Here is a 24,485-nt window from a genome sequence, read left to right on the forward strand (position 1 = left end):
TCTCGCCTTGCAAGCAAGGGAAGGAACTCAAATGTCTGCCACGTCCGCGCGGCTGTTGTCGCTCTCGGCCGCCACCATGTTGCTCGCCATTTCCTCGACCCACGTCCTCGCCCAGAAGAAATACGACACCGGCGCCAGCGACACCGAAATCAAGCTCGGCAACATCGTGCCCTATAGCGGACCGGCCTCGGCCTATGGCGCCGTCGGCAAGGCACAGGCCGGCTATTTCAAGATGATCAACGACAAGGGCGGCATCAACGGCCGCATGATCAACTACATCTCCTACGATGACGCCTATTCGCCACCGAAGGCTGTCGAGCAGACCCGCAAGCTCGTCGAGTCCGACGAAGTGCTCTTGATGTTCTCGGCGCTCGGCACGCCGTCCAATACGGCGATCCAGAAATATCTCAACGCCAAGAAGGTGCCGCAACTGTTCCTGGCCACTGGCGCCACCAAATGGGCCGATCCGAAGAACTTCCCCTGGACCATGGGCTGGCTGCCCAGCTACCAGAGCGAAGGCCGCATCTATGCCAAGTACCTCTTGAAGGAAAAGGCCGGCGCGAAGATCGGCGTGCTCTTTCAGAATGACGACTTCGGCAAGGACTACCTGAAGGGCGTCAAGGACGGGCTTGGCGAAAAAGCATCCTCCATCGTCATCGAGGAGAGCTACGAACTCACCGAGCCGACTGTGGATTCCCACATCGTCAAGATGAAGTCGCTCAATCCCGACGTTGTCATCATCTTCGCGACGCCGAAGTTTGCCGCGCAGACCATCAAGAAGATCGCCGAACTCGGCTGGAAGCCGACCATGATCGTGCCGGGCGTCAGCGTCTCGATCGGTCAGGTGCTGCGTCCCGCAGGCTTCGAGAACGCGCAGGGCCTGTTGTCCGCGCATTACTCCAAGGACGCCACCGACCCGCAGTGGAAGGACGATCCGGGCATCAAGGCCTACCGTGAGTTCTTGGCCAAGTATGTGCCGGACGGCAACCCGTCGGACAGCTCGCTGATGTCCGGCTACAATATCGCCGAGACCATGGCGATCCTACTCAAGCAGTGCGGTGACGACCTCACCCGCGCCAATGTGATGAAGCAAGCGGCCAACCTCAAGGATGTTCAGCAGTCGACGCTGCTGCCTGGCGTCAAGGTCAACACCTCGCCCACCGACTTCTCGCCCATCGAGCAGATGCAGCTGATGCGGTTCGAGGGCGAGAACTGGAAACTGTTCGGCGACGTCCTGACCGGTGAACTCGGCGAAAGCGGCAAGGGCGGTTAGCTCTTACTTCCCCTCTCCCCAGCGCAGCGAAGCTACGCGCCGCGGGAGAGGGTGCCTGAGCGAAGCGAAGGCGGGAGGGGCTCCTTGCTTCTTAAGCCCCCCTCTCCCGTCTCGAACCGCTCCGCGGTTCGATCCACCCTCTCCCACCAGTCGCGGCTGCGCCGCGTCCGGGGGCGAGGGGAAGCGCTTGCCGCCTCCGCGAATGAGCGGCATAACCCCGAACATGACCGACAAACGCCCCCTGCTCCGCGCAATTTTCGATGCCGCAGTTGCTGCGGCCCATCCCGATGTCATCCTCAGCGCCCACCTACCGGCGCCGCCGAAGGGCCGCATCATCTGCCTGGCCGCCGGCAAGGGCGCCGCCGCCATGGCTGCCGCCGCGGAAAAGCACTATCTCGACACGCTGAAACTAGATCCCGCGCGCCTCACCGGCATCGCCACCACGCGCCATGGCCATGGGGTGCCGACACGGCGCATCCGCGTGGTCGAGGCCGGCCATCCCGTGCCCGATGAAGCAGGCCTCAAGGGTGCCGATGACAGCCTCAAGCTCGCGGCGGAAGCCACTGCCGACGACCTGTTGCTGGTGCTGATCTCGGGCGGCGGCTCCGCCAACTGGACCGCGCCTGTGGCGGGCATCACCTTCCAGCAGAAGCAGCAGCTCAACCGCGCGCTACTTCGCTCCGGCGCGGTGATCGGCGAGATCAACACCGTGCGCAAGCATCTGTCGCGTATCAAGGGCGGCCGCCTTGCCCGCGCTGGGCAGAAGGCCGAGATCGTGTCGCTGGCGATTTCCGACGTGCCGCATGACGATCCCGCCGTGATCGCATCGGGACCGACGGTGCCGGATACAACAACGCTGGCCGATGCCCGTGCCATCATCGCGAAATTCAATCTCGCCATCGATGACGCGGTACGGGCGGCGCTCAGCGATGAGGCCAATGAAAGCGTGAAGCCGAACGACGTCGCATTCGCACGTGCGCGTTTTGAGCTGATCGCGCGTCCGCGCGAGTCACTCGATGCCGCGATCAAGGTGGCCAGTGATGCCGGCTATGAGATTGTCGATCTCGGCGCCGATCTCGAAGGCGAAGCGCGCGAGGTTGCCGCCGAGCATGCGAAGCTGGCGCTTAAGGCCAAGGCCGACGGCAAGAAGCTCGCGATCCTCTCCGGCGGCGAACTCACTGTGACCGTCACGGGCAACGGCCGCGGCGGCCCGAACCAGGAATACGCGCTAGCGCTCGCGGATGCTTTCAAGGATACCACCGGCATCGTCGCGCTCGCCGGCGACACCGACGGCGCTGATGGCGGCGCCGGCAGCGCCAGCGATCCCGCCGGCGCGGTCATCGATGCGCGTACGTTCGAGGCAATGCGCGCACAGAAGCTCGATGCGAAGGCAACGCTGGCGAATAACGACGCGACGACGTTCTTCACCGCGATAGGCGATCTGCTGCAGACCGGGCCGACGCTGACCAATGTGAATGATATCAGGGTGATTTTGGTGGACTAACCACACACTGTCATTCCGGGCGCGGGCACCCACTTGGCGCTGGCGAACCTCAGCCACTCCATTTGGAGTAGCGGGGAATCCAGGAGTGATGAACATGTCGAGATTCCGGGCTCGGTCCCGTCGCCTGCGGCGCCGGTCCCGCCCCGGAATGACGGGTGTTTGGCTAAAACTCCCTAGCAATCTTCGCCATCATCCCAAGCAGCGCTTTGTGCTCGGCCGGCCCCAGCACCTCGATCAGCCGCGCTTCATGCCGCGTCGCCACCAGCTTCTTGGCGCGGGCCAGCGTGGCACGCCCCTTGTCGGTAAGCATCAGCACATGGGAGCGGCGATCGCTCGGCGAGCGCATCCGCGTCAGCAAGTCGCGACTCTCCAGAGCGTCAAGCAGCGAAACGAAATTCGGACGGAGAATGCCGAGCGTATTGGCGATTTCGGTCTGGTTGCGGCCCGGGTTCTTGTCCAGCAGCAGCAGCACCGAGAACTGCGCCGGCGTCAGCTGCAGCGGCGCCATGCAGCGCAGGAAGTCTTCAAACACCTTCAACTGCGCACGTTTCAGCGAATAGCCCAGCAGTTCGGACAGTTCGCCGAGCTGCAGCGCACCGCCCTCCTCGTCGAACCCGACGGGCGCAACCTGCTTGGCTTGATCCTGGGACGTCATCTTTGAAACAGTCATCGCTCGCTTTCCGCGATACCCGGCGGCTTGAATGAAACACCCGGTCGACGCGCGACGGGCCTTGAGATTATGTTCAATAATCGTTATGAAGTATATCAAATAGACGGCGGGTTTCAACCGCCATTGTTGATCGTCCCGCGCCTGTGGTATCCGGCGCGCCAGACAGTGTGGAGGAGCGCGCGGCTTTGAATACGACGATTTTGCTGTTCCTTTTGCAGGACGGCATCACCAATGGCGCGATCTATGCGCTGCTCGGGCTGGCCCTGGTGCTGGTCTTTGCGGTCACACGCATCATCCTGATCCCCCAAGGCGAATTCATCACCTTCGGCGCGCTGACCTATGCCAGCCTCTCGGCCGGCCAGATGCCGGGCACCATCAAGCTCGCCGTCGCCATGGGCGTCGTGGCCTTTGCCTTCGATCTCTTCACCTTCCGCAAGGCGCTCCATGCCAAGCGCGTACTGCGCTCGATTGCGGTCAACATCGTGTTCCCGCTGGCGATCTGGGGCGTGATGTGGGCGCTGGGTGGACGGCCGGGGAATATCGCCCTCAACATCGCGCTGTCGCTGCTGATCGTCGCCGCCATCGGCCTTTATCTCTATCGCATCGCGTTCCAGCCGATCGCCCACACATCGGTTCTGGTACTGCTGATCGCCTCGGTGGGCTGCCACCTCGCGCTGCAGGGTTTTGGCCTCGTCTTCTTCGGCGCCGAAGGCCAGCGCGGCCCTGCGATCTCGTCTGACGCCATCACCATCGGCGCGCTGCGCTTCACCGGCCAGAGCATCGCCGTCTATGGCATCACCATCGCTCTGATCGTCGGGTTGTGGCTGTTCTTCGGCTACACGCTTTATGGCAAAGCACTGCGCGCCACGGCGGTAAACCGCCTCGGTGCTCGCCTCGCCGGCATCCGCACCTCACTGTCGGGTCAGATCGCATTCCTGCTGGCCTCGGTCATCGGCGCCATTTCCGGCATCCTGATCGTGCCGATCACCACGCTTTATTACGACACCGGCTTCCTGATCGGCCTGAAGGGCTTCGTCGCCGCGATCATCGGCGGCCTCGTCAGCTATCCGCTGACGGCTGCCGCCGCGATCCTGGTCGGCTGCGTTGAGGCGTTCTCGTCGTTCTATGCGAGCAACTACAAAGAGGTCATCGTCTTCACGCTGATCCTTCCGGTTCTGGTGCTGCGCTCGCTCGCCGCACCTGAAGTCGAAGAAGAGAAGGATTAAGCGCCATGCAACAGCGTCTCCTTCCCATTCTCGTTTTCGCGCTGGTGATGGCTGCGATCCCGTTCGTGCCGGGCGTGCCGCCATTCTGGATCGTGCTGCTCGACAATATCGGCCTAGCCGCGCTCGTCGCCATGGGCCTCGTGCTGCTCACCGGCGTCGGCGGCCTGACGTCATTCGGCCAGGCGGCGTTCTGCGGTTTCGGCGCCTATACAACGGCCTATCTCACCACCGCCTATGGAATGTCGCCGTGGCTGACGCTGCCGATGTCGCTGATCGTCTCAGGCCTCGCCGCGGTACTGCTCGGCATCATCACCATGCGTCTGTCGGGCCACTATCTGCCACTCGGCACCATCGCCTGGGGCATCAGCCTGTTCTATCTGTTCAGCAAGCTGGAATTCCTCGGCCGTAACGACGGCATTTCGGGCATCCCGCCACTGTCGATCGGTACTTGGAAGATGCTGGATCCCGGCTCGATCTATTTCCCGATCTGGATCGCGGTCATCATCTGCGCGCTGCTGTCCATGAACCTTCTGGACTCGCGGACCGGCCGCGCCATCCGCGCGCTACGCCGCGGCCATATTGCTGCCGAAGCCTTCGGCGTGCAGACGGCGCGCGCGAAGCTCCTGGTCTTCATCTACGCAGCAGTTCTCGCCGGCCTGTCCGGCTGGCTCTATGCGCATTTCCAACGCGCTGCGAATCCGACGCCGTTCGGACCGCATCTCGGTATCGAATATCTGTTCATCGCGGTGGTCGGCGGCGCCGGCTATGTCTGGGGCGGTGTGCTCGGTGCGGCCGTGGTCGTGATCCTCAAGGAAGTCCTGCAGAGCTATCTGCCGCTGATCTTCGGCGGCGGCGGTGGCCAGCTCGAAACCATCGTGTTCGGCATCCTGCTCGTGGCGCTGCTGCAGCTCGCGCCGACTGGCATGTGGCCGTGGCTGACCGCGTGGCTCCCGGCTGGCGACAGCCGCAAGCGCCCCGCACCGGCCGATGCACTGCCCGCCCGCAACGACCATCGTCCGGATACCGGCGTATTGCTGCAGGTCGACAAGGCGCGCAAGCAGTTCGGCGGCGTCGTCGCCGTCAACGACGTGTCGTTCAATGTGCAGGCGCGTGAGATCGTGGCCCTGATCGGCCCCAATGGCGCCGGCAAGAGCACGACCTTCAACCTCATCACCGGCGTCCTGGCCGCAACCGCCGGCAAGGTCACGGTACTCGGCAAGAGTGTGTCCGGCGCACCGCCGCAGGAGATCGTCAAGCTCGGCATTGCCCGCACCTTCCAGCATGTGAAGCTGGTGCCCGACATGACCGTGCTAGAAAACGTCGCCCTCGGTGCGCATCTGCGCGGACGTTCGGGCGCCATCGCCAGCATGCTGAGGCTTGACCGCGCCGACGAAGCGAAGCTGCTCGCGGAAGCTGCCAAGCAGATCGAACGCGTCGGCCTCGGTGACCAGATGAACCAACTCGCAGGATCCCTGTCACTCGGCCAGCAGCGCATCGTCGAGATCGCCCGGGCGCTGTGCGTCGATCCGATGCTGCTGCTGCTGGATGAGCCTGCCGCCGGCCTGCGCCACATGGAAAAGCAACAGCTCGCAACGCTGCTGCGCCAGCTCCGCGACGGCGGCATGTCGGTGTTGTTGGTCGAACACGATATGGGCTTCGTCATGAATCTCGCCAATCGCATCGTAGTGCTCGATTTCGGCACCAAGATCGCCGAGGGCACGCCTGCCGACATCAAGACCAATCCCGACGTCGTCAAGGCCTATCTGGGAGCGGTCGCATGAGCGCATTGCTGCAAGTCACCGATGCGCATGTCGCCTATGGCAAGGTCGAGGCCGTGCGTGCGGTCAATCTCGAGGTTCGCGCCGACGAGATCGTCACGATCATTGGCGCCAACGGCGCCGGCAAGACCACGCTGCTCAATGCGGTGATGGGTATCCTTCCGCTGAAGGGTGGCGTGACATTCGCCGGACAGGACGTCTCTAAGATCGACATCGAGGACCGCGTCGCTGCCGGCCTCAGCCTCGTGCCCGAACATCGCGAATTGTTCGCCACGATGAATGTGGAAGACAATCTGCTGCTCGGCGCCTTCCGCATCGACAAGGCCACCGCCGCCCGCTCGTTCGAGCACGTCTACAATTTGTTTCCGCGCCTGAAGGAGCGCCGCAAGCAGCTCGCCGGCACACTCTCGGGCGGCGAACAGCAGATGCTGGCCATGGGCCGTGCTCTGATGGGCGCGCCAAAGCTCTTGATGCTCGACGAACCAAGCCTCGGCCTCGCCCCGATCATCGTCGCCGACATTTTCCGCATCGTCAGCGAGCTGAAGGCTGCCGGCGTCTCAGTGCTGCTGGTCGAGCAGAATGCGCAGGCGGCACTGAAGATCGCCGACCGCGCTTATGTGATGGAGCTCGGCGAGTTCATCCTGGATGGCGCCGCCAGCGATATCGCCAACAACCAACGCGTAGTAGCGAGCTATCTGGGTTTCCAGCACGAAGGCGAGAGCGCGATCTAGTCGGGATGCGCGCGCCTTCTAGCGTGCGACGGACCGCTCTAGCATCTTCCAGACCCAGTCCTGCCAGCGCGAGAGCTCGCCCGCGTCCATCAGGTCGCGGCCGAGAAACGCCGTCAGCGTCCAGCGATTAGAGACGTAGAAATAATTCAGCGACATGATCGCGATGTAGAGCTGCAGCGGCTCGACATCGGCGCGGAACACACGCTCGGAGATACCGCGGCTGACGATCTTCTCGACCATTTCCAGTGCCGGCGATGAAAGCCGCTTAAGGCTCTTGGCTTTCGAGACGTGCCGGCCGCGATGCAGGTTCTCGTTGTTGAGTACCGTGATCATCTCGGGATGTTCGATATAGTGTCGCATGGTGAAAACCGCGAGCCGGCGTAGCGCATCCATCGGATCAGTCAGATCGAGCGCCAGTTCGCGCTCCGCATCCGTCATGTTGACGTACAGTGTTTCCAGCACCGCGATATACAGCTTCTCCTTGCTGCCGAAGTAGTAATAGATCATCCGGTCGTTGGATTTCGCCAGCTTCGAGATCGACGCGATGCGCGCCCCACTGAGTCCGCGTTCGGCGAAGATCCGGATCGCGGCGTCCAGGATATTCTTGCGAATGATCCCGCCATCAACGAGTTTCGGCCGCCCCCGTGGCGCGCGTTTGGGCACGGCTGCCTTGCGCCCCGGCATCCCGTCGTCCGGCTGACTGACTGACCCGGCCGTCGTCGTTGGTGCGCCGCGCGTGGCGGTTCGCGCGGCCACGGCGCGTTTTTCAGCCATTTAAAGCGATTCCCTTGCTCTCATCGGCACATTCTATGCGCCGCCGCAACGGCTGCCACAAGCCTGCGCAGCTTCGAATAAATCTTAAGCTGGACGTCTGATTTAGATCGGATCTATATTCGTTAAGTATTTACTTCAATAAATCTGACAACGTTCTTCCCTTACCGGAGTAATGGCGATGATCGAACGAGACCAGCAGCAGCCAGCCTCCTATGTCCGCGACACCTGGTATCCCGCGACATGGTCGCGCGACGTCACCGACAAGCCGGTGCAGCGACGTATCCTCGGTGAACTCGTCGCGCTGTATCGCGGCGAAGACGGCAATATCCACGCATTGGAAGACGCCTGCCCGCATCGACTGGCGCCGCTGTCGATGGGACGGATCAGGGGCTCCATGCTGGAGTGCGGCTATCATGGCCTCACCTTTGATGGCACGACCGGCCACTGCGTGCGTATCCCTGGCCAGAACAACATCCCCGCTAACGCTCAGGTGCGTAGCTTCCCTGTCTTCGAGAAAATGGGCCTGATCTGGATCTGGATGGGCGATGCGACGCTGGCAAATCCCGCAACAATCTATGACCTGCCACAGTTTACCGACCCTGAATGGAGTGCGGTGGAAGGCGATGCACTGCACATCAGCTGCAACTATCTCAATCTCGCCGACAATCTGTGCGACCCTGCCCATGTCAGCTTCGTGCACCTCTCGACGCTGGGTAATTCAGCCGGCGAGGAAGTGCCGGTCGAAACCGAGAAGCGCGGCGACGATTATCTCGTCACTTGGCGATGGATCATCGATGCACCGGCCATCCCGCTGTTCCAGAAATTCGGCAGCTTCACCGGCCATGTCGATCGCTGGCATTATTACCACTATCACGCGCCAAGCATCGCGGTGATCGACTTCGGCAGTGCCGCCACCGGCACGGGCGCGCCCGAAGGCAAGCGCGACGACTGCATCCAGATCTTCGCATGCCACTTCATCACGCCAGTCGATGAAAACAACTGTATCGACCACTGGCTACACGTGAAAAACTTCAAGGCCGACGACGACACCAACAAGCGTCTGTCGGACCAATTCCGGATCGCCTTCCAGGAGGACAAGGACATCCTCGAAGCGATCCACCAGAACGAACGCGAACCGCGCACGCGGCGCCCGCTACGGATCGCCATCGATGGCGCACCGATCCGCATGCGTCAAATGGTCGAGCGCATGATCGAAGCCGAGCGCAAGGATGTTGCGATAGCCGCCATCGCCTGAATCGACGCCGTGCCGCGCGGCGGATACCCGCCCCACTCTTCCAGATCAACACAAGGAGACAGAAATGGCCTTTCGGGTAAAAACGTTACTGACGCTCCTGTTGCTGGGATCAGCATCCACGGCTGCGCAGGCAGGCGATACGATCAAGATCGGCGATCTCAACAGCTACAAGGCAATGGTCGCCAATACGCAGCCCTATCGCAACGGTCTCGACCTTGCGATTGCCGAAGCCAATGCTGCGGGCGGCGTACTCGGCAAGAGGCTCGAAATGGTCTATCGCGACGACGGCGCCAATCCCAATGAAGCCGTGCGGGCGGCCGAAGAACTGATCCTACGCGAGAATGTCGATATCCTGACAGGCACCATCCTCAGCCATGTCGGCCTTGCCGTCGCCGACTTCGCCAAGCAGCGCAAAATGTTTTTTCTCGCCTCGGCTCCTCTCACCGACAAACTGATCTGGGAAAATGGCAACCGCTACACCTATCGGCTACGGCCCTCGACCTATGCGCATGCCGCTGCGCTGGTGCCGGACGCGGTGAAGCTGAAGAAGAAGCGCTGGGCGATGGTCTATCCGAATTACGAATACGGCCAGTCTGCCGTCGCCACCTTCAAGGCCTTGCTGAAACAACAGCAGCCCGATGTCGAATTCGTCGCCGACCTAGCGCCGCCGCTCGGCAAGATCGAAGCTGGCGCAGTCGCTCAGGCGCTCGACGATGCCAAGCCTGATGCGATCTTCAACGTTCTGTTCGGGCCCGATCTCGCCAAATTCGTCCGCGAGGGCAATACGCGCGGCATATTCGAAAAGCGCGAGGTCGTCAGCCTGCTGACCGGCGAGCCTGAATATCTCGATCCGCTGAAAGACGACGCTCCCAAGAACTGGATCGTCACAGGTTACCCCTGGTACCTGATCAAGACGCCCGCACATGAGGTCTTCCTGAAAGACTATCAGGCCAAGTACAAAGACTATCCGCGAATGGCGTCACTGGTCGGCTATGCGACAGGCAAGGCGCTGGCCGCAGGCATCAAGAAGGCAGGATCGACGGAGTCCGAGAAGCTGGTCGCCTCATTTGCCGATCTGACATTCGATAGCCCCGCCGGACCGATCACCTTCCGAGGTATCGATCATCAGGCGACCCTCGGTCTTTATGTCGGACACACCGGCGTCAATGACGGCAAAGGCGTGATGACCGACACGGTCTATAAGGATGGCGCGGCATTCCAACCGTCCGATGCTGACGTGCGCAAACGGCGGCCGCTGGACTAACAGCTTCGCTACGCACCCATACAAAAGGCCCGCTGTCTCGCGACAACCGGCTTTTTCGTTTCTTGAGTTCAGCGCTTACTTCGCCGGAACGTACTTCCCGTCCTTGACCGTCAGCAGGATCCGCGAACGGTCGTCGACGCCGTTGCGGTCCTTTTCGGTGTAGTTGTAGACGCCCTGGGTGGCCGCGATTTCCTTCTCGCTCATCAGCGCCTGGCGGATGGCCTCGCGGAATTCCGGGGTGCCGGGCTTAGCGGTCTTCAACGCCACGGGCACGACGCGCTTCAGCACTTCGAACACGTCATAGGCGTGACCGGCGAACTGGCTGCGGCTGTTGGCGCCGTATTTGGCTTCATAGGCTGCGTTGAGTTCAAGGCCGGGCTTCTTGGTCAGCGCCGAGTCCGGCTGGCCTTCCGGATACATCACGGGACCGGCAGCCATCAGCACGCCTTCGGCGGACTTGCCGGCGATGCGGATGAAGTCTGATGAGGCGGCGCCGTGGGTCTGATAGATCAGTCCCTTGTAGCCGCGGTCACGCAGCTCGGACTGCGGCATGCCGGCGCCGGTACCGGCGGCGCCGATGAGGATCGCATCGGGATTGGCAGCAATAAGCTTCAGCGCCTGACCGGTGATCGACGTATCCGGGCGCGCGAAACGCTCGTCGTCAACGATGGACATGCCCATCGTTGATGTCTGAGCCTTGAGGTCGTTGAACCAGAGGTCGCCATAGGAATCCGAATAGCCGACATAGCCGATCGTCTTCACCCCATGGGCCTTCATGTGATCGTACATGACCTTGCCGACGATCTCGACTGGCTGCGGCATGTCCACCGACCACTTCACACGCGCTGGCGTAAACGGCATCGGCGATAGGCTGAAATGCGGCACACCGGCTTCGTTGGCGACCGCCGACATTGCGACCGAGGACGGTACGATCGACGAGCCGACCATGATGTCGGCCTTGGATTCCGACACGAACCGGCGCGCGTTGGTGGTGGCGATGGACGGATCGCCGCCGTCGTCGAGCACAATCAGCTTCAACGGCACGCCGCCGATGTCCTTGGGCACGAATTCCAGCGCGTTGCGCTCGGGCACGCCCAGCGCCGCCGCAGGGCCCGTGGTGGAAATACTGATGCCGACGGTGATCTCTGCGGTCTGGGTTTCGGCGGGGGTGGCAATCGCCAGCGAGACGGCAACAGCCGCGATCGCCAGATGAAGCTTGGACATGTCGTATCTTTCTCGTGTGGACGCAGAGAGCGCCGAAAGCGGCAGCGATACCGGCAGACGTGGCGCTGGTTGTGGCCGCGCGAAGGCTCGCGCGCAGCAAAAAGCCGACCCTCTGGCGAGGGCCGGCCTTGTTATCGAAAAATGCCGGCAAAGCAAAGGCGCTTAGCGCCCCTGCCCTCCGTCAGATCTGCATTACTGGGCGAGAACGTATTTGCCGTCTTTCACCGTCAGCAGGATGCGCGAGCGCTCGTCGAGGCCGTAACGATCCTTTTCGGTGAAGTTGTAAACGCCCTGGGTGGCGGCAATCTCACGCTCGGTGAGCAGCGCCTGCCGGATCGCCTCGCGGAACTCGGGGGTGCCCGGCTTTGCGGTCTTCAGCGCCGTCGGGATCACCCGCTTAAGCACCTCGAAGGCGTCATAGGAGTGGCCCGCGAACTGGCTGCGGCTGTTCGGGCCATATTTGGCCTCATAGGCGGTGTTGAGCGCCATGCCGGGCTTCTTGGTCAGCGCCGTGTCGGCCTGGCCTTCCGGATACATCACGGGGCCGGAGGCCATCAGCACGCCCTCGGCGGCCTTGCCGGCGATGCGGATGAAGTCCATCGAGGCGGCGCCGTGGGTCTGGTAGATCAGGCCCTTATAGCCCTTCTCGCGCAACTCGGTCTGCGGAAGCGCTGCCGCGGTGCCCGAGGCGCCGACCAGGATCGCGTCCGGATTGGCGGCGATCAGTTTCAGCACCTGACCGGTGACCGACGTATCCGGACGGGCAAAACGCTCTTCCGCCGCGATGTTGATGCCCATCGGCACCGCCTGGGTCTTGAGATCGTTGAACCACAGATCGCCGTAGCTATCGGAATAGCCGATATAGCCGATGGTCTTGATGCCCTTGGACTTCATGTGGTCGTACATCACCTTGCCGACGATCGGCACGGGCTGCGGCATGGCCACCGACCACTTGGCGCGTTCCGGCGTGATCGGCAGCGGCGACAACGCGAAATGCGGGATGCCGGCTTCGTTGGCCACATTGGACACCGCAATGCTGGTTGGCGTCACTGCCGAGCCCATGATGAGGTCGGCCTTGGATTCGGTCATGAAACGGCGGGCATTGGTGGTCGCGGTGGTCGGATCGCCGCCATCGTCGAGCACGATGATCTTGAGCGGGACGCCGCCGATTTCCTTCGGCACGAATTCCAGCGCGTTGCGTTCGGGAATGCCCAGCGCGGCCGCGGGGCCCGTGGTCGACGTGGTGATGCCGATAGTGATGTCGGACGTCTGCGCAAAAGCCGGTGCGGCGAGTGCCAGCGATGCGGCAACGGCCGCGATCGCCAAGTGATGCTTGGTCATGGGTCTCTCCCTCCAGGTTATTTTTTATGTTCTCAGCTAAATCAAAGTTCGGCTGGTTGATCAGCCCCTTCTTTAGGTCAGTGCGCCCGTACCGGTAAAGGGCTGGCGCATTGATGCTTTGCCGCAGGCTTAACGTGGCGCCATGCGCAGCGAGGCGTCGAGCCGGACCACCTCACCGTTGAGATACGGATTGTCGATCATGTGCAGTGCGAGAGACGCGAATTCGTCGGCATGGCCGAGCCGGCGTGGGAACGGGATCGCTGCGGCAAGACTGTCCTGCGCCTCCTGCGGCAGGCCCGCCAAAAGCGGCGTCATGAACAGGCCCGGCGCGATGGTCAGCACCCGAATGCCAAACTGGGCCATTTCGCGGGCAATGGGCAGCGTCATGCCGACGATGCCACCTTTGGAGGCCGAATAGGCAGACTGGCCGATCTGGCCGTCATAGGCCGCCACCGAGGCCGTCGAGATCACAACGCCGCGCTCGCCGGTCTCCAGCGGCTCCAGCTTGGACATCGGGTCCGTTGCCAGGCGGATCATGTTGAACGAGCCAATCAGGTTGACGCGGATGACCTTGTCGAAATCGCCGAGCGCCATCGGACCATCGCGGCCGATCACGCGCTTGGCGACGCCGATGCCGGCGCAGTTCACCAGCACACGCGCCGGACCGTGCGCCTTGGCGGCGGCGGCGACCGCGGCTTCGGCGGAGGCGGCGTCGGACACGTCGCAGGAAATGGCAACACCGCCGATTTCCTTGGCAACGGTTTCGGCGAGGGCGGTGTTGAGATCGAGCAGCGCGACTTTCGCGCCCTGCGCGGCGAGCCTACGGGCGGTCGCAGCGCCGAGACCGGAAGCGCCACCGGTGACGATAGCGGATTGGTTCTTCAGTTGCATGGTGTTCCTCCTGTGTTGATTTTTCTGCCGTTCATTGGCGGCTTTCAACTAGATCGCGATCACTTTCGCGACTTCCGGATTCCCATAGATATCGTCGATCAGCTTGGCGCGATGCTCCAGCACCGCGCGCTGATTCACCGAGCCCTTGTCCGTGACCTCGCCGCGATCGATCGACAGCGGTGTGTCGAGCAGCACCGCCTTGGCAATCCGCGTGGAGGACCCCGTCGCGCCAGCCATGAAACGTGCGAGGCCCTCACGGAACGCGTTGCGGATGATCGGATCATTGGCTGCCGCAGCGAGGTCGCCCGCAGGAAGATCGGGATTGATCACACGGCAGCCATCGAGATCGAGAATAACGAGAGCTGCGAGTTCGTCGCGGTTGATGCCGGCGATGACCACATCGCGCACCAGCGGCGCACAAGTACCGACGAAGCGCGCGCGCAGCGGGCCAACACTGACCCAGGTGCCGCTGCCGAGCTTGAAATCCTCGGAGATGCGGCCGTCGAAATCAAAGCCGGCAGAGAGATCATCGGGATCGACGGCCTTCAGCGCATCGCCGAAGATATAGTAACCTTCCTCATCGAACGCCTTCGCGGTCAGTTCCGGCTCGCGCCAATAGCCCGGCGTGATGTTCGGCCCTTTGGCGCGGACTTCCATCTTGCCGTTGTTCGGTACCAGCTTGGCATCGTTGCCCGGGACGGGAAGACCCACATGGCCGGAGCGGCTGGTGACGGGATTGACGCACATGAAGAACGGCGAGGTTTCCGTGGCACCGAGGCCGGTGAGCATGGGCACGCGCGCACCAGTGGTCTGCACCGACAATTCATCGAGGTTGTCCCAGACATAGGCGGACAGCGCTGCCCCTGAAAAGAACATCGCATGCAGTCGTGCAAAGAATTTTTCACGCAGCTCTGCATCTTCGCGCAGATAGGGCAGCAGCGATTCATAGCCCTTGGGGACGTTGAAATAGACCGTCGGCGAGATCTCGCGGAGATTACGAATTGTCTGTTCGATACCCGCGGGCGTCGGCTTGCCGTCGTCGAGATACATCGAACCGCCATTGAACAGCGTCAGCCCGATATTGTGATTACCGCCAAAGGTGTGATTCCATGGCAGCCAGTCGATGATCACCGGCGGCTCGTCCTTCAGGAAGGCCAGCGTATCGCGCAGCATGATCTGGTTGGCGCACATCATACGCTGGGTGTTGATCACAGCCTTCGGATTGCCAGTGGAGCCTGAGGTCAGCAAAAACTTCGCGATGGTATCCGGACCGATGGCTGCGTTCGCAGCGTCGAGATTGGCGGCCTCCGGCGTCACGAGCAGATCGGAGAGTTTGGTCACGCGCCGGTCCGGCAGAGCGCCGGTGGAAACGACAACTTCGGTATCGGCCGGTACGTTGAAGTGAATGGCGTTCGTGAACGCATTGGCGTCATCGACGAAGACCAGCCCCGGCGTCAGCAGCTTCATGAGATAGCCGAGCTTGCCGTAATCCTTCGAGACCAGCGAATAGGCGGGCGACACCGGAGCGTAGGGAATGCCGGCATAGAGCGCGCCGAAGGCGATCAGTGCGTGATCGACGGAATTGCCCGAGAGAATGACAATGGGCTTGTCGGCCGACAGCCCACGCGCCAGCAGTGCCGAGGCGATATGGCGCGCCGCATCCAGCATCTGCGCATAAGTGACTTCGCGCCAGCCGCCGCCTTCGGCGCGCTCGGCCATGAAGACGCGATCCGGTGCTTCCCTGGCCCAGTGATGCAGATAATCGGTGACGCGTTCCGGATAGTCGCCGATCGCATTGGTCGGGCGCAGATAGATGGTGCCGTCGTCGTGGCGCTCGATGGTGACCGCGGGATCGCCATAGGAAATCGGCCGGAGCGGATGCGCGGTTATCGCCCGCCTTGTCTGATCGATTTTGTCGGCACTTGCAGACATTGTTTCCGCCCTGTGTATTCGTCCCGATTGTTGCTTTTATTTTTGTTCGTTGTCGTCTTGCAGGATTAGCCGGGCTTCACCTTGCCGGCCTTGCGCTCCAGAAAATCCCTGATGCGATTTTTCGCCTCCTGATCGCTCTGCGCCACCGAGGCCATCAGCGCTTCGAGCATCAGGCCTGTTTGCGGACTGGCTTCGGCGATCAGCGGCAAGGCCTGCAGCACGGCAAAATTTGTCAACGGTGCGTTCTGCGCGACACGCTCGGCAAGCTCTATGGCCTTGGGCAAGGCGCCGCCGGCTTCCGTCAGATACTGCGCGAAGCCGAGCGCCACGCCCTCCTCCGCCTTGTAAACACGGCCGGTGAGCATCATGTCGGCCATCCGGTGCACACCGATCAGGCGCGGCAGACGCATCGAGCCGCCACCACCGACGAAGATACCGCGGCTGCCTTCCGGCAGCGCGTAATAGGCCGAGGGATCGGCAACGCGAATATGCGCGGAGCAAGCCAGTTCAAGCCCACCGCCGATCACTGCGCCCTGTAGTGCGGCGATCACTGGGACGCGGCAATGCTGGATGATATCGAACACCCGGTGCCACATCCGCGAATGCATCAAGCCGGCTGTCGCGTCGCGCTCGGTGAGTTCGGACAGATCGAGACCCGCGGAAAAATGCCCGCCGATGCCGTGGACGACGACGGCACCGATTTCCTCGGGCAGCGACGCGAAGCAACGCTCGATGTCCAGGATCAGTCCATCGTTCAGCGCGTTGCGCTTGGCAGGACGGTTCAGGCCCACGATCAGCACGCGGCCTTGGGTTTCGATCTGGAGCATGGCAGCGGTAGCGGCGACGGCCTGGTTCATGAGCGCGATTAGGTCCTGGCTAGAATAATTATATCTTATAACGAATAGCGCATGAGTCAATCTTGCGGTGCAATAGGTTGATCTCGTCCCGCATAAAGTCAGGTATTCCGGTGCGACAGCGATCCGGTCTCGCCTGCCCCGCAGAACAGACCGGATCGCGTCTCCTACGATGGTTAGCGGATCGCCACCGGGTTGATCATGCTCTGTACACCACCCTTGAAGCGGGGCTGACCGAGCACGAACAGGAACTCGTAGCCTTTGTCCTTGGCGAGTTCGGACGTGTCCATGTTTTCGAGGATGTAGGTCCCGTTCATCGCCAGAAGTATCTGGTGGATTTCAAATACATTGCCGGTTTCGAACGGCAGCACCTCGACGCCCCAGGTATCGGCGCCGACCGCGACGACACCCTTGCTGGTTAGATACTTAGCGCCCTCGGCGCCAAGGCCGGGCTCGCCGGCATTGTAGCGTTTATCGTCCTTGCCGAGCAGGCTGAGCCATCCCGTGTGGAACAGCACGACGTCGCCTTGCCTGATCTCAACGCCCTGCGCCTTGGCGACCTCCTCGATTTCCTTGACGTTGAAAGCCGTGCCTTCCTTGACAATGTCGGTCTTGTAGTAAGCCGCCATGTCCAGCAGCACGCCACGGGTGACGAGCGGCGGCACTTTGTCGATGCCGAGCTTCTTAAGGCCTGTGGCGTCACCGAAGTCTGCGATTTTGTTGCCGTTATAGTAGACGTGATTGACGCCGAGATGGCCGAGCCCGTCCATCTGGCTGCCGACGCCGACCCAGCCGTTGAGCATGTCATCGTTGTAGGTCGCGTGATTGGGACCGAGCCCGGGGTTGCCGGCCTGACCGGGCTGTACCACGGTGATCTTGAAACCGCGGGGCGGATAGGCCGGCGTGTCCGCACCCACCGGAATGCCGAGCGCATAGGTCTTGCCGGTCTTCACCAGTTGCGCGGCAGACTTCACGAGATCCGGTTTCATGTAGTTGGCGGCGCCGATCTCGTCGTTTGGCCCCCATTTCGATTTGGTCCAGTCCTGCGCCAGGGCAGGCACAGCCATCAGTAGCGAAATCGCAGATCCAAGCACCCAAGCTCTCAGCATCGTCGCCTCCCTGTGTAACGCCGGCTTTTTGCCGGTCGATGGAGATTTAACACCAGAAATTGCGGAGAAAGTAAGCTGACACCTCCGCCATTGCGAGCGAAGCGAAGCAAATCCAGAAAGCCAAGAACTGGATTGCCTCGCCGCTTCGCTCCTCGCAATGACAGCGGAGAGGATAGAGCCCTACAGCACCTGATGCACCGCGAGTTCGACGCGATCGGGATGCCGTGCGCCGACGCCGATGAACAGGTTCTGCATCAGCCAACGATACTTGGGATGCCCTGTCTCGAATTTCGGCACCGAGCGGAAATAGATCAGGGTGAGATCGACCGCCTCGCCCCGAGCGATGCGATCAAGCGCCTCCTTCGGGCCAAAGCGGACGCCTATATTCTCGATATAGATCAAGGCCCCGTCGTCGAGCTCGAACGTATATTTCGCTTCCAGCTCGGTGAAGCCATCCGGACGGATAATCTGAAAATCGGCGCCGCCCGAATGGATCGTACCCTTGATGCCCTCGCCCTGCACAGTGCCGCCAAGGACCGGGATGACCCGGCGGATGCCATATCCGAGATCGCCGGCCACGATCGGCGTGCCGACCTTGATCGACAGGCTGAAGACATACTTCGTCGCAAGCTGCGGTGTCGTCATGATGTCATCCAATCATCCGCATCGGCAGCCAGGTGGCAATCAGCGGGAACAGGATCAGCAGCACGAGACGGATCAGGTCGGTAACCACGAATGGCAGTACGCCTTTGAATATCGTCGACATGCTGACGTCCTTGATCACACTCTTGATGACGAAGACGTTCATGCCGACCGGCGGATGAATCAGGCCGAGCTCGACGGTCATGACGATGACGATGCCGAACCAGATCGGATCGAAACCAAGTGCCATGATCACCGGAAACACGATCGGCACAGTGAGGATCACCATGGCCATGGCATCCATCAGGCAGCCCAGCACCAGATACATCAGGAGGATCAGCGCCAACACGCCGTAGGGGCCGATGCCGAGGCCGGTGAGGAACTCGGTGACGTGCTGCGGGGTCTGGGTAATCGTGAGAAAATAGCCAAAGCATAGCGCACCGATGAGCACGGTGAACACGGCGGCCGCGGTCCGCGTCGCCTGCAGTAGTGACTGCAGGATGCCGTCCTTGTTCAGTTTGCCGCGCAGCACGCCGATGATGAAGGCACCGACCGCGCCGACCGCACCGGCTTCGGTCGGAATGAAGAAGCCACCATAGAGGCCGCCGATGACGAAGACGAATAGTAGCAATGGCGACCAGACGTCGCGGATCGCCGCCGCGCGCTCGCGCCACAAGGCTTTCGGGCCAGCCGGCAGGAAGCCCGGCTTGACCACGCCGATGATCGCAATGGTGATCATGTGCATGACGATAGCGAGCAGGCCCGGCACGATGCCGGCGATGAACAGCTTGCCGATGTCCTGCTGGGTAATGATGCCGTAAACCGCCAATACCGTGGACGGCGGCAGCATCGCGCCGAGCGTGCCGCCCACGGCGATGACGCCTGTGGCGAAGCTCTGCGGATAATTGAAACGGCGCATTTCCGGATAGGCAACGGCGGAGAATGTCGCAGCCGTCGCCACCGACGAGCCGGAGATCGCAGCGAAGCCGCCGCAGGCGGCGATAGTCGCGATGCCCAGCCCACCTTTCCAGTGGCCAACAAAGGTGTTGGCCGCGCGAAACAGTTCACGGCTGATACCCGACACCGAGACGAAGGCACCCATCAAGAGGAACATCGGGATCACGCCAAAGGAATAGTCCGTCACTGTCCGCATGGTAGTCTGGCCGACCAGTTTCAGCGCTGGCGCAAAACCAGTGAGATAGCCGAAGCCCGTGATGCCCACGAGCCCCATTGCCATACCCACCGGCACGCGCAACAGCATCAACACGAACAGGCTGACAAAGCCGATGACGGCAACCGCTTCGTTACTGAGATCCATGCGATTTACTCTGCCGTCTTGATTTCGGGTTCATGCATCTCTTCCGGATGGAAGATCAGCCTGTAAGTGCGGATCGCGATCAACAGCACCGCCGAAACGTCGCCGATCCATGACAGCAGGAAGAACGGCCAGACCGGTAGTTGCAGATCCATGGTGACGATGTGGCTCGAATAGGTGTCCACAACCTTGTCGAACAGCGTGTAGGTCTGCACGGTCACGACGAACAGCAGCACCAAGGTTGCGAACACGTCGATCCAGCGCTGATACTTTGGTGTGGCATTGGCCCAGACCAGATCGACGGTGATGTGCGAGCCGCGATAGGACGTCGCTGCGATGCCCCAGAAGATCAGCACGCCAAGCATGAACTGGCCGATATTGTAGTAATCGGGGATCGTGACTGCGAAGAATTTGCGCATGAACACCGCGATGAAGGTATTCAGCGCGACGATACCTACGAAGAACGCGGCGATCCACTCGATGGAATCGATAAAGCGATCCATCACGTTCTTGCGGGGCGGCTCCGGCGGAATGCCGAGGGCGCTGGATTGGGAGATTTCGGACGTGGCGGTCATCGTCGATGTCACAATGCTCAAGAGGAGAAGCCAGCCTCCGCCCTCTCGATCGTCATGCCCGGGCAGCGCGAAGCGAACTTCACTAGATGACCCGGGCATTCATCTTCTGGGTGGCGAAGGAAAGTGGATGGCCGGATCAAGCCCGGCCATGACGTGGTGAGAGGTCCGTGCGATCAACGGACTCGGCGGAAAACTACAGCCCCGCGTCGTGCTTCTTCAGCATCGCCTTGAGGTCGGCGTCGATGGCATCGGCATCGCCGCCGGCCTTCTTCACGGCCGCAGCCCATGCGGCATTGAGCGGCGCGACGCCCTTCTTCCACTCGGCGAGCTGCTCGGGCGTCAGCTTGTAGACCTCGTGATCCGGAAGCGCCTTCATCTTGGTGCGGCCATTGGCTTCGAAGTCGACCCAGGGATCGGTGACCTTGGAGGCCCATTCCGGCGTGCAGTGATCGTCGATGATTTTCTTCTGCGCCGCGGACATGGAATTATACTTGGCGAGGTTGATGTTGTAGGTGAACACCGTCGAATAGAGCGGCACGTCGATGTGATACTTCACCACCTTGTCGATGCCGAACAGGAAGATCGAGCCCCACGGGAACGCGATCTCGTCGGCAACGCCGCGCTCGATCGCATCGCGCGATTCCGGCGCCGAGGCCTGCACATTGGTTCCGCCGAACAGCTTGACCATTTCGCCGATGGTGCTCTGCGCCGGGCGGACCTTCACGCCGTTGAGGTCTGACGGCACTACGATCTTCTTCTTGCCGTGGATCGATCCGGGATCGTGGATGAAAGCGAAGCACAGCTTCGTGTCCTTCATCTCGGTCTTGGCGTATTTCTGATACCACTCGTTGAGCGCGAGGGTACCCTTCTTGCCGTCCGAGAACACGAAGGGCAGCTGGCCTGCGGCCACGATGGGGAAACGGCCGGGCTGATAGCCGGGATTCACATAGGTGATATCGGCGATACCATCGCGCGCCATGTCGTAATGGTCGAACGCCTTGCCTAGCTGTTCCGAAGGGAATACCGACATCTTGATGCTGCCGCCCGAGGCTTTCTCGATATCGGCCGCCCAGGCCTGCGTGGCCGGCACCAGTGGATGCGCCGGCGGCACCCACAGCGATACTTTCATATTGACGGTTTTGTCTTGCGCCTGCGCCGGGCTCACTGCAGTCGTCAGACAGCCAGCCGCCAGCAATGCAAAGATTGCCCTCTTCATCGACGTCTCTCCCTCTACGCCCGTTTGGACGTGTTCTCTCGAACCTGTTCACCGGACCTTGAATGGCCCTTTGCGAATATTGTTATATGTTATAATCATCCTTGCAAGCGGTGCGATAGCACGCGTTACCGAGCCAGTGTCGCGACCCCGCTTGACTTGTCAACTCAGTCGGACGACAGAGCCTATATCAACCGCGGGAGCAAGCGTTGCGAACAAAAGTTGCCATCATTGGAGCTGGTCCGGCTGGAATGTTGCTAGGGCAACTATTGCACGCCTATGGGATCGATAACGTCATTCTGGAGCGCAAGGATCGCGACTATGTCCTCGCCCGCATCCGCGCCGGCGTGCTCGAACAGGGCACCGTTGGCCTGCTGGAAAAGCTGGGGATTACCGAGCGCCTGCATCACGAAGGCCTGATCCATGACGGGATCGAACTTCTATTCGGCGGAATTCGCCACCGCCTCGACCTGAAGAAGGCATCCGGCGGTAAGGTCGTTACCGTCTACGGCCAGACCGAAGTCACCCGCGACCTGATGGACGCCCGCGACAAGGCCGGGCTGACCACGGTCTATGATGCCGACAATGTCTCGCTGCATGATTTCGACGGCACAAGCCCCCGCGTCCGCTACGTCAAGGACGGTGCAAGCCACGAGATCGCCTGCGATTTCATTGCTGGCTGTGATGGGTTCCACGGCGTCTCGCGCCAGAGCGTTCCGGCCTCCGCCATGCAGACTTTCGAGCGCGTCTATCCGTTCGGCTGGCTCGGCCTGCTCTCGGATACGCCGCCAGTGTCGCATGAGCTGATCTACACCAATCACCAACGCGGCTTCGCGCTGTGCTCGATGCGCTCGATGACGCGCAGCCGATATTACGTCCAGTGCTCCCTCGACGAAAAAGTCGAGAACTGGACAGACGACATGTTCTGGAATGAGTTGCGCCGCCGCCTCGACACGGAGGCCGCCGAAAGCCTCATCACTGGCCCGTCGCTGGAAAAGAGCATCGCGCCGCTGCGTAGTTTTGTCGCGGAACCGATGCGCTTCGGAAGGCTCTTTTTGGCCGGCGACGCCGCCCACATCGTGCCGCCGACCGGCGCCAAGGGGCTCAACCTCGCGGCCTCCGACGTCCATTACCTGTCGATGGCACTGCGCGAATTCTACGATGAGAAATCCTCGAGCGGTCTCGACTTCTATTCGGCCATCGCGCTGAAGCGCGTGTGGAAAGCGGTGCGTTTCTCGTGGTGGATGACCTCGATGATGCATCGCTTCCCCGACAATGACGGCTTCGGCACCAAGCTGCAGCAGGCCGAGCTGGATTATGTCGTACATTCGGATGTCGCGACGGCGTCGCTGGCGGAAAATTATGTGGGACTGCCGTATTAGGATCGTAGGCGCCGCGTTGTTTTGAACGGCCGGAAAAGGTTGTTTGAAACTTTGTTGGCCTGTCCTTTGCGCGTGCTTTCGCTTCTATGGCGCAAACAATCCAGATGGATGTGCCATGACCGACACCGCTATCCCCCACGGCTTCGCGCCACACTATCGCAAGAGCCCCCTCACCGCGCCGTGGGAACCGATCTATTCAAAGGTGACGGAGACTAATGTCATCCTCGGCCTCCGCATTGCTGAAGCGCATACCAATTCGCGCGGCATGGCGCATGGCGGGCTGATCACGGCGCTGGCCGACAATGCGATGGGCCTAAGTTGCGGACATGTACTCGGCGGCGGCACACGGTTGGTGACTGTTAATCTGTCCGCCGATTTTCTCGGTTCCGCGCAGATCGGGCAATGGCTGCAGATCGACACCGAGGTGATCAAGACCGGCAAACGTCTCTGCTTTGCGCAGGCGCTGATATCAGCGGATGGCGAGCCTTGCGCCCGAGCGAATGGCACGTTCAGCGTGGCCCCACCAAAAGTGTAGCGAAAGCTATCGCTTGCTGAAATCCCACTGGCAGGTTTCGGCAGCGAGGTCGATGAAGACGCGCACTTTAGCCGATAGCAACCGCGACGTCGGATAGACGATGTGGATCGGCACCACCGGCGGCTCGAACTTCGTCAGCACGCGCTTCAGCCGTCCCGCCGCCAGCCCTTCCGCGGCCTGATAGGCCAGCACGCGAGTCAGGCCGCCACCGTGCTCGGCGTGCCAGATGGCGGCATCGGCGACATCGGTGGTGAAACGCGGCGTATGCGTGATGCGAACATCCCGGCCATCACGCACGAAGCGCCATTCCGGCGCTGACGCGATCGAACCGAACTGGATCGTGTCGTGCCTTGCGATATCCTCCGGTACCGTCGGCTGGCCGCGCTGCGCCAGATAATCCGGCGACGCCACCACGATGCGCGACATGGTGCCGAGGTTGCGCGCCACGAGGCTGGAATCAGCGAGATCGCCGATCCGCACCGCGACATCGATGCCGTCCTCGACCAGACCGACCATGCGATCGGTCAGCCGCAATTCACCCGAGACATCGGGATAGCGCTGCAGATAGGCCGAGATCAGCGGCGTCACATGCAGCCGCCCGAAGCCGACTGGCGCCGAGACGACCAGACGCCCGCTCGGCCTAGCGCGTTCGGCCTGCGCGGAGCCTTCGGCCTCCTCGATATCCGCGAGAATCTGGCGCGCCCGTTGCAGATAGCGCGCGCCGACATCGGTCAGCATCACCGAACGCGTGGTCCGCTGCAGCAGGCGGGCGCCAAGGCGCTCCTCCAGCGCCGCCACCATGCGGGTGACCGCCGACGCGGAGAGTCCGAGCTTGCGGGCCGCGGGCGCGAACCCCTGCAGGTCCGCCACGGCGACGAAGACGGTCATGGCTTCGATGCGATCCATCACACCATTTCATATCCCGCAACAATGAAGTGTCAATTCCGATGATTGTTCTTATGCGAGGAAAGAGCCACCTTGGGGGTAGCGGGGACGT

General features: G+C 61.7%; 22 protein-coding genes. 9 read left to right on the forward strand and 13 right to left on the reverse strand.

Annotated elements, in window-relative coordinates; translation table 11 throughout:
• Window positions 1–31: 31 nt before the first annotated feature.
• Window positions 32–1,273: an ABC transporter substrate-binding protein gene (locus AB8A50_RS14045; RefSeq protein WP_089265442.1), complete on the forward strand. Its 1,242-nt coding sequence runs from the start codon at window positions 32–34 to the stop codon at window positions 1,271–1,273.
• Between the two features lie 223 nt (window positions 1,274–1,496).
• Window positions 1,497–2,777: a glycerate kinase type-2 family protein gene (locus AB8A50_RS14050; RefSeq protein ID WP_439078041.1), complete on the forward strand. Its 1,281-nt coding sequence runs from the start codon at window positions 1,497–1,499 to the stop codon at window positions 2,775–2,777.
• 163 nt (window positions 2,778–2,940) lie between these two features.
• On the opposite strand, the gene AB8A50_RS14055 is transcribed toward AB8A50_RS14050, so the two are convergent.
• The gene (locus AB8A50_RS14055) at window positions 2,941–3,447 is read right to left on the reverse strand and encodes a MarR family winged helix-turn-helix transcriptional regulator (RefSeq protein WP_081421958.1); all 507 of its coding nucleotides are present in this window, start codon (window positions 3,445–3,447) and stop codon (window positions 2,941–2,943) included.
• A 185-nt stretch (window positions 3,448–3,632) separates the two neighbouring features.
• Here AB8A50_RS14055 and AB8A50_RS14060 point away from each other — a divergent pair, with 185 nt between their 5' ends.
• Genes AB8A50_RS14060 through AB8A50_RS14070 form a run of 3 tightly spaced genes read left to right on the forward strand, consistent with a single transcriptional unit; the run spans window position 3,633 to window position 7,182 of the window.
• Complete coding sequence (locus tag AB8A50_RS14060) at window positions 3,633–4,673, forward strand: branched-chain amino acid ABC transporter permease (RefSeq protein WP_184511522.1); 1,041 nt, start codon at window positions 3,633–3,635, stop codon at window positions 4,671–4,673.
• A gap of 5 nt (window positions 4,674–4,678) precedes the next feature.
• Window positions 4,679–6,454, forward strand: coding sequence for a branched-chain amino acid ABC transporter ATP-binding protein/permease (locus AB8A50_RS14065; protein WP_439078042.1), 1,776 nt, complete (start codon window positions 4,679–4,681; stop codon window positions 6,452–6,454).
• On the forward strand, window positions 6,451–7,182 hold the full coding sequence (locus tag AB8A50_RS14070) for an ABC transporter ATP-binding protein (protein WP_439078043.1): 732 nt from the start codon (window positions 6,451–6,453) through the stop codon (window positions 7,180–7,182). The genes AB8A50_RS14065 and AB8A50_RS14070 overlap by 4 nt, the downstream gene beginning before the upstream one ends.
• 18 nt (window positions 7,183–7,200) lie before the next feature.
• On the opposite strand, the gene AB8A50_RS14075 is transcribed toward AB8A50_RS14070, so the two are convergent.
• Window positions 7,201–7,956: a TetR/AcrR family transcriptional regulator gene (locus AB8A50_RS14075; protein ID WP_439078044.1), complete on the reverse strand. Its 756-nt coding sequence runs from the start codon at window positions 7,954–7,956 to the stop codon at window positions 7,201–7,203.
• Between the two features lie 178 nt (window positions 7,957–8,134).
• Here AB8A50_RS14075 and AB8A50_RS14080 point away from each other — a divergent pair, with 178 nt between their 5' ends.
• Window positions 8,135–9,211, forward strand: a complete 1,077-nt coding sequence (locus tag AB8A50_RS14080; protein ID WP_439078045.1) for an aromatic ring-hydroxylating dioxygenase subunit alpha — start codon at window positions 8,135–8,137, stop codon at window positions 9,209–9,211.
• Between the two features lie 64 nt (window positions 9,212–9,275).
• Window positions 9,276–10,475 (forward strand): ABC transporter substrate-binding protein, encoded by a 1,200-nt coding sequence (locus AB8A50_RS14085; protein ID WP_439078046.1) that lies wholly within the window; start codon window positions 9,276–9,278, stop codon window positions 10,473–10,475.
• A gap of 75 nt (window positions 10,476–10,550) precedes the next feature.
• Here AB8A50_RS14085 and AB8A50_RS14090 read toward each other — a convergent pair whose 3' ends face one another.
• The 10 genes from AB8A50_RS14090 to AB8A50_RS14135 form a co-directional block, all read right to left on the reverse strand.
• Window positions 10,551–11,699 (reverse strand): ABC transporter substrate-binding protein, encoded by a 1,149-nt coding sequence (locus tag AB8A50_RS14090; RefSeq protein WP_439078047.1) that lies wholly within the window; start codon window positions 11,697–11,699, stop codon window positions 10,551–10,553.
• Between the two features lie 192 nt (window positions 11,700–11,891).
• A complete protein-coding gene (locus AB8A50_RS14095) occupies window positions 11,892–13,040 on the reverse strand; it encodes an ABC transporter substrate-binding protein (RefSeq protein WP_120291794.1) in 1,149 nt (382 codons plus the stop codon).
• Window positions 13,041–13,169: 129 nt separating this feature from the next.
• Window positions 13,170–13,931, reverse strand: coding sequence for an SDR family NAD(P)-dependent oxidoreductase (locus tag AB8A50_RS14100; protein ID WP_120291796.1), 762 nt, complete (start codon window positions 13,929–13,931; stop codon window positions 13,170–13,172).
• Window positions 13,932–13,979: 48 nt separating this feature from the next.
• Entirely contained in the window at window positions 13,980–15,863 is a 1,884-nt protein-coding gene (locus tag AB8A50_RS14105; protein ID WP_439078048.1) for a feruloyl-CoA synthase, read from the reverse strand.
• A 65-nt stretch (window positions 15,864–15,928) separates the two neighbouring features.
• Window positions 15,929–16,720 (reverse strand): crotonase/enoyl-CoA hydratase family protein, encoded by a 792-nt coding sequence (locus AB8A50_RS14110; RefSeq protein ID WP_120291800.1) that lies wholly within the window; start codon window positions 16,718–16,720, stop codon window positions 15,929–15,931.
• Window positions 16,721–16,893: 173 nt separating this feature from the next.
• The gene (locus AB8A50_RS14115; RefSeq protein ID WP_439078049.1) at window positions 16,894–17,826 is read right to left on the reverse strand and encodes a cyclase family protein; all 933 of its coding nucleotides are present in this window, start codon (window positions 17,824–17,826) and stop codon (window positions 16,894–16,896) included.
• Between the two features lie 180 nt (window positions 17,827–18,006).
• Window positions 18,007–18,471 (reverse strand): DUF3237 domain-containing protein, encoded by a 465-nt coding sequence (locus tag AB8A50_RS14120; RefSeq protein ID WP_439078050.1) that lies wholly within the window; start codon window positions 18,469–18,471, stop codon window positions 18,007–18,009.
• 4 nt (window positions 18,472–18,475) lie between these two features.
• The gene (locus tag AB8A50_RS14125) at window positions 18,476–19,786 is read right to left on the reverse strand and encodes a TRAP transporter large permease (protein ID WP_439078051.1); all 1,311 of its coding nucleotides are present in this window, start codon (window positions 19,784–19,786) and stop codon (window positions 18,476–18,478) included.
• 5 nt (window positions 19,787–19,791) lie between these two features.
• Window positions 19,792–20,286 (reverse strand): TRAP transporter small permease, encoded by a 495-nt coding sequence (locus tag AB8A50_RS14130; RefSeq protein ID WP_231081064.1) that lies wholly within the window; start codon window positions 20,284–20,286, stop codon window positions 19,792–19,794.
• Between the two features lie 265 nt (window positions 20,287–20,551).
• Window positions 20,552–21,574 carry a TRAP transporter substrate-binding protein gene (locus AB8A50_RS14135; protein ID WP_439078052.1) on the reverse strand — a complete coding sequence of 341 codons (1,023 nt, stop codon included), beginning with the start codon at window positions 21,572–21,574 and terminating at the stop codon, window positions 20,552–20,554.
• A 206-nt stretch (window positions 21,575–21,780) separates the two neighbouring features.
• Here AB8A50_RS14135 and pobA point away from each other — a divergent pair, with 206 nt between their 5' ends.
• Entirely contained in the window at window positions 21,781–22,953 is a 1,173-nt protein-coding gene (gene pobA / locus AB8A50_RS14140; protein ID WP_439078054.1) for a 4-hydroxybenzoate 3-monooxygenase, read from the forward strand.
• A gap of 115 nt (window positions 22,954–23,068) precedes the next feature.
• Window positions 23,069–23,488 (forward strand): PaaI family thioesterase, encoded by a 420-nt coding sequence (locus AB8A50_RS14145; RefSeq protein ID WP_439078055.1) that lies wholly within the window; start codon window positions 23,069–23,071, stop codon window positions 23,486–23,488.
• Window positions 23,489–23,494: 6 nt separating this feature from the next.
• On the opposite strand, the gene AB8A50_RS14150 is transcribed toward AB8A50_RS14145, so the two are convergent.
• A complete protein-coding gene (locus AB8A50_RS14150; RefSeq protein ID WP_120291810.1) occupies window positions 23,495–24,394 on the reverse strand; it encodes a LysR family transcriptional regulator in 900 nt (299 codons plus the stop codon).
• Between the last annotated feature and the right edge of the window lie 91 nt (window positions 24,395–24,485).

Origin of the sequence: Tardiphaga sp. 841_E9_N1_2, from assembly GCF_051811065.1 — a bacterium.
GTDB lineage: Bacteria > Pseudomonadota > Alphaproteobacteria > Rhizobiales > Xanthobacteraceae > Tardiphaga > Tardiphaga robiniae.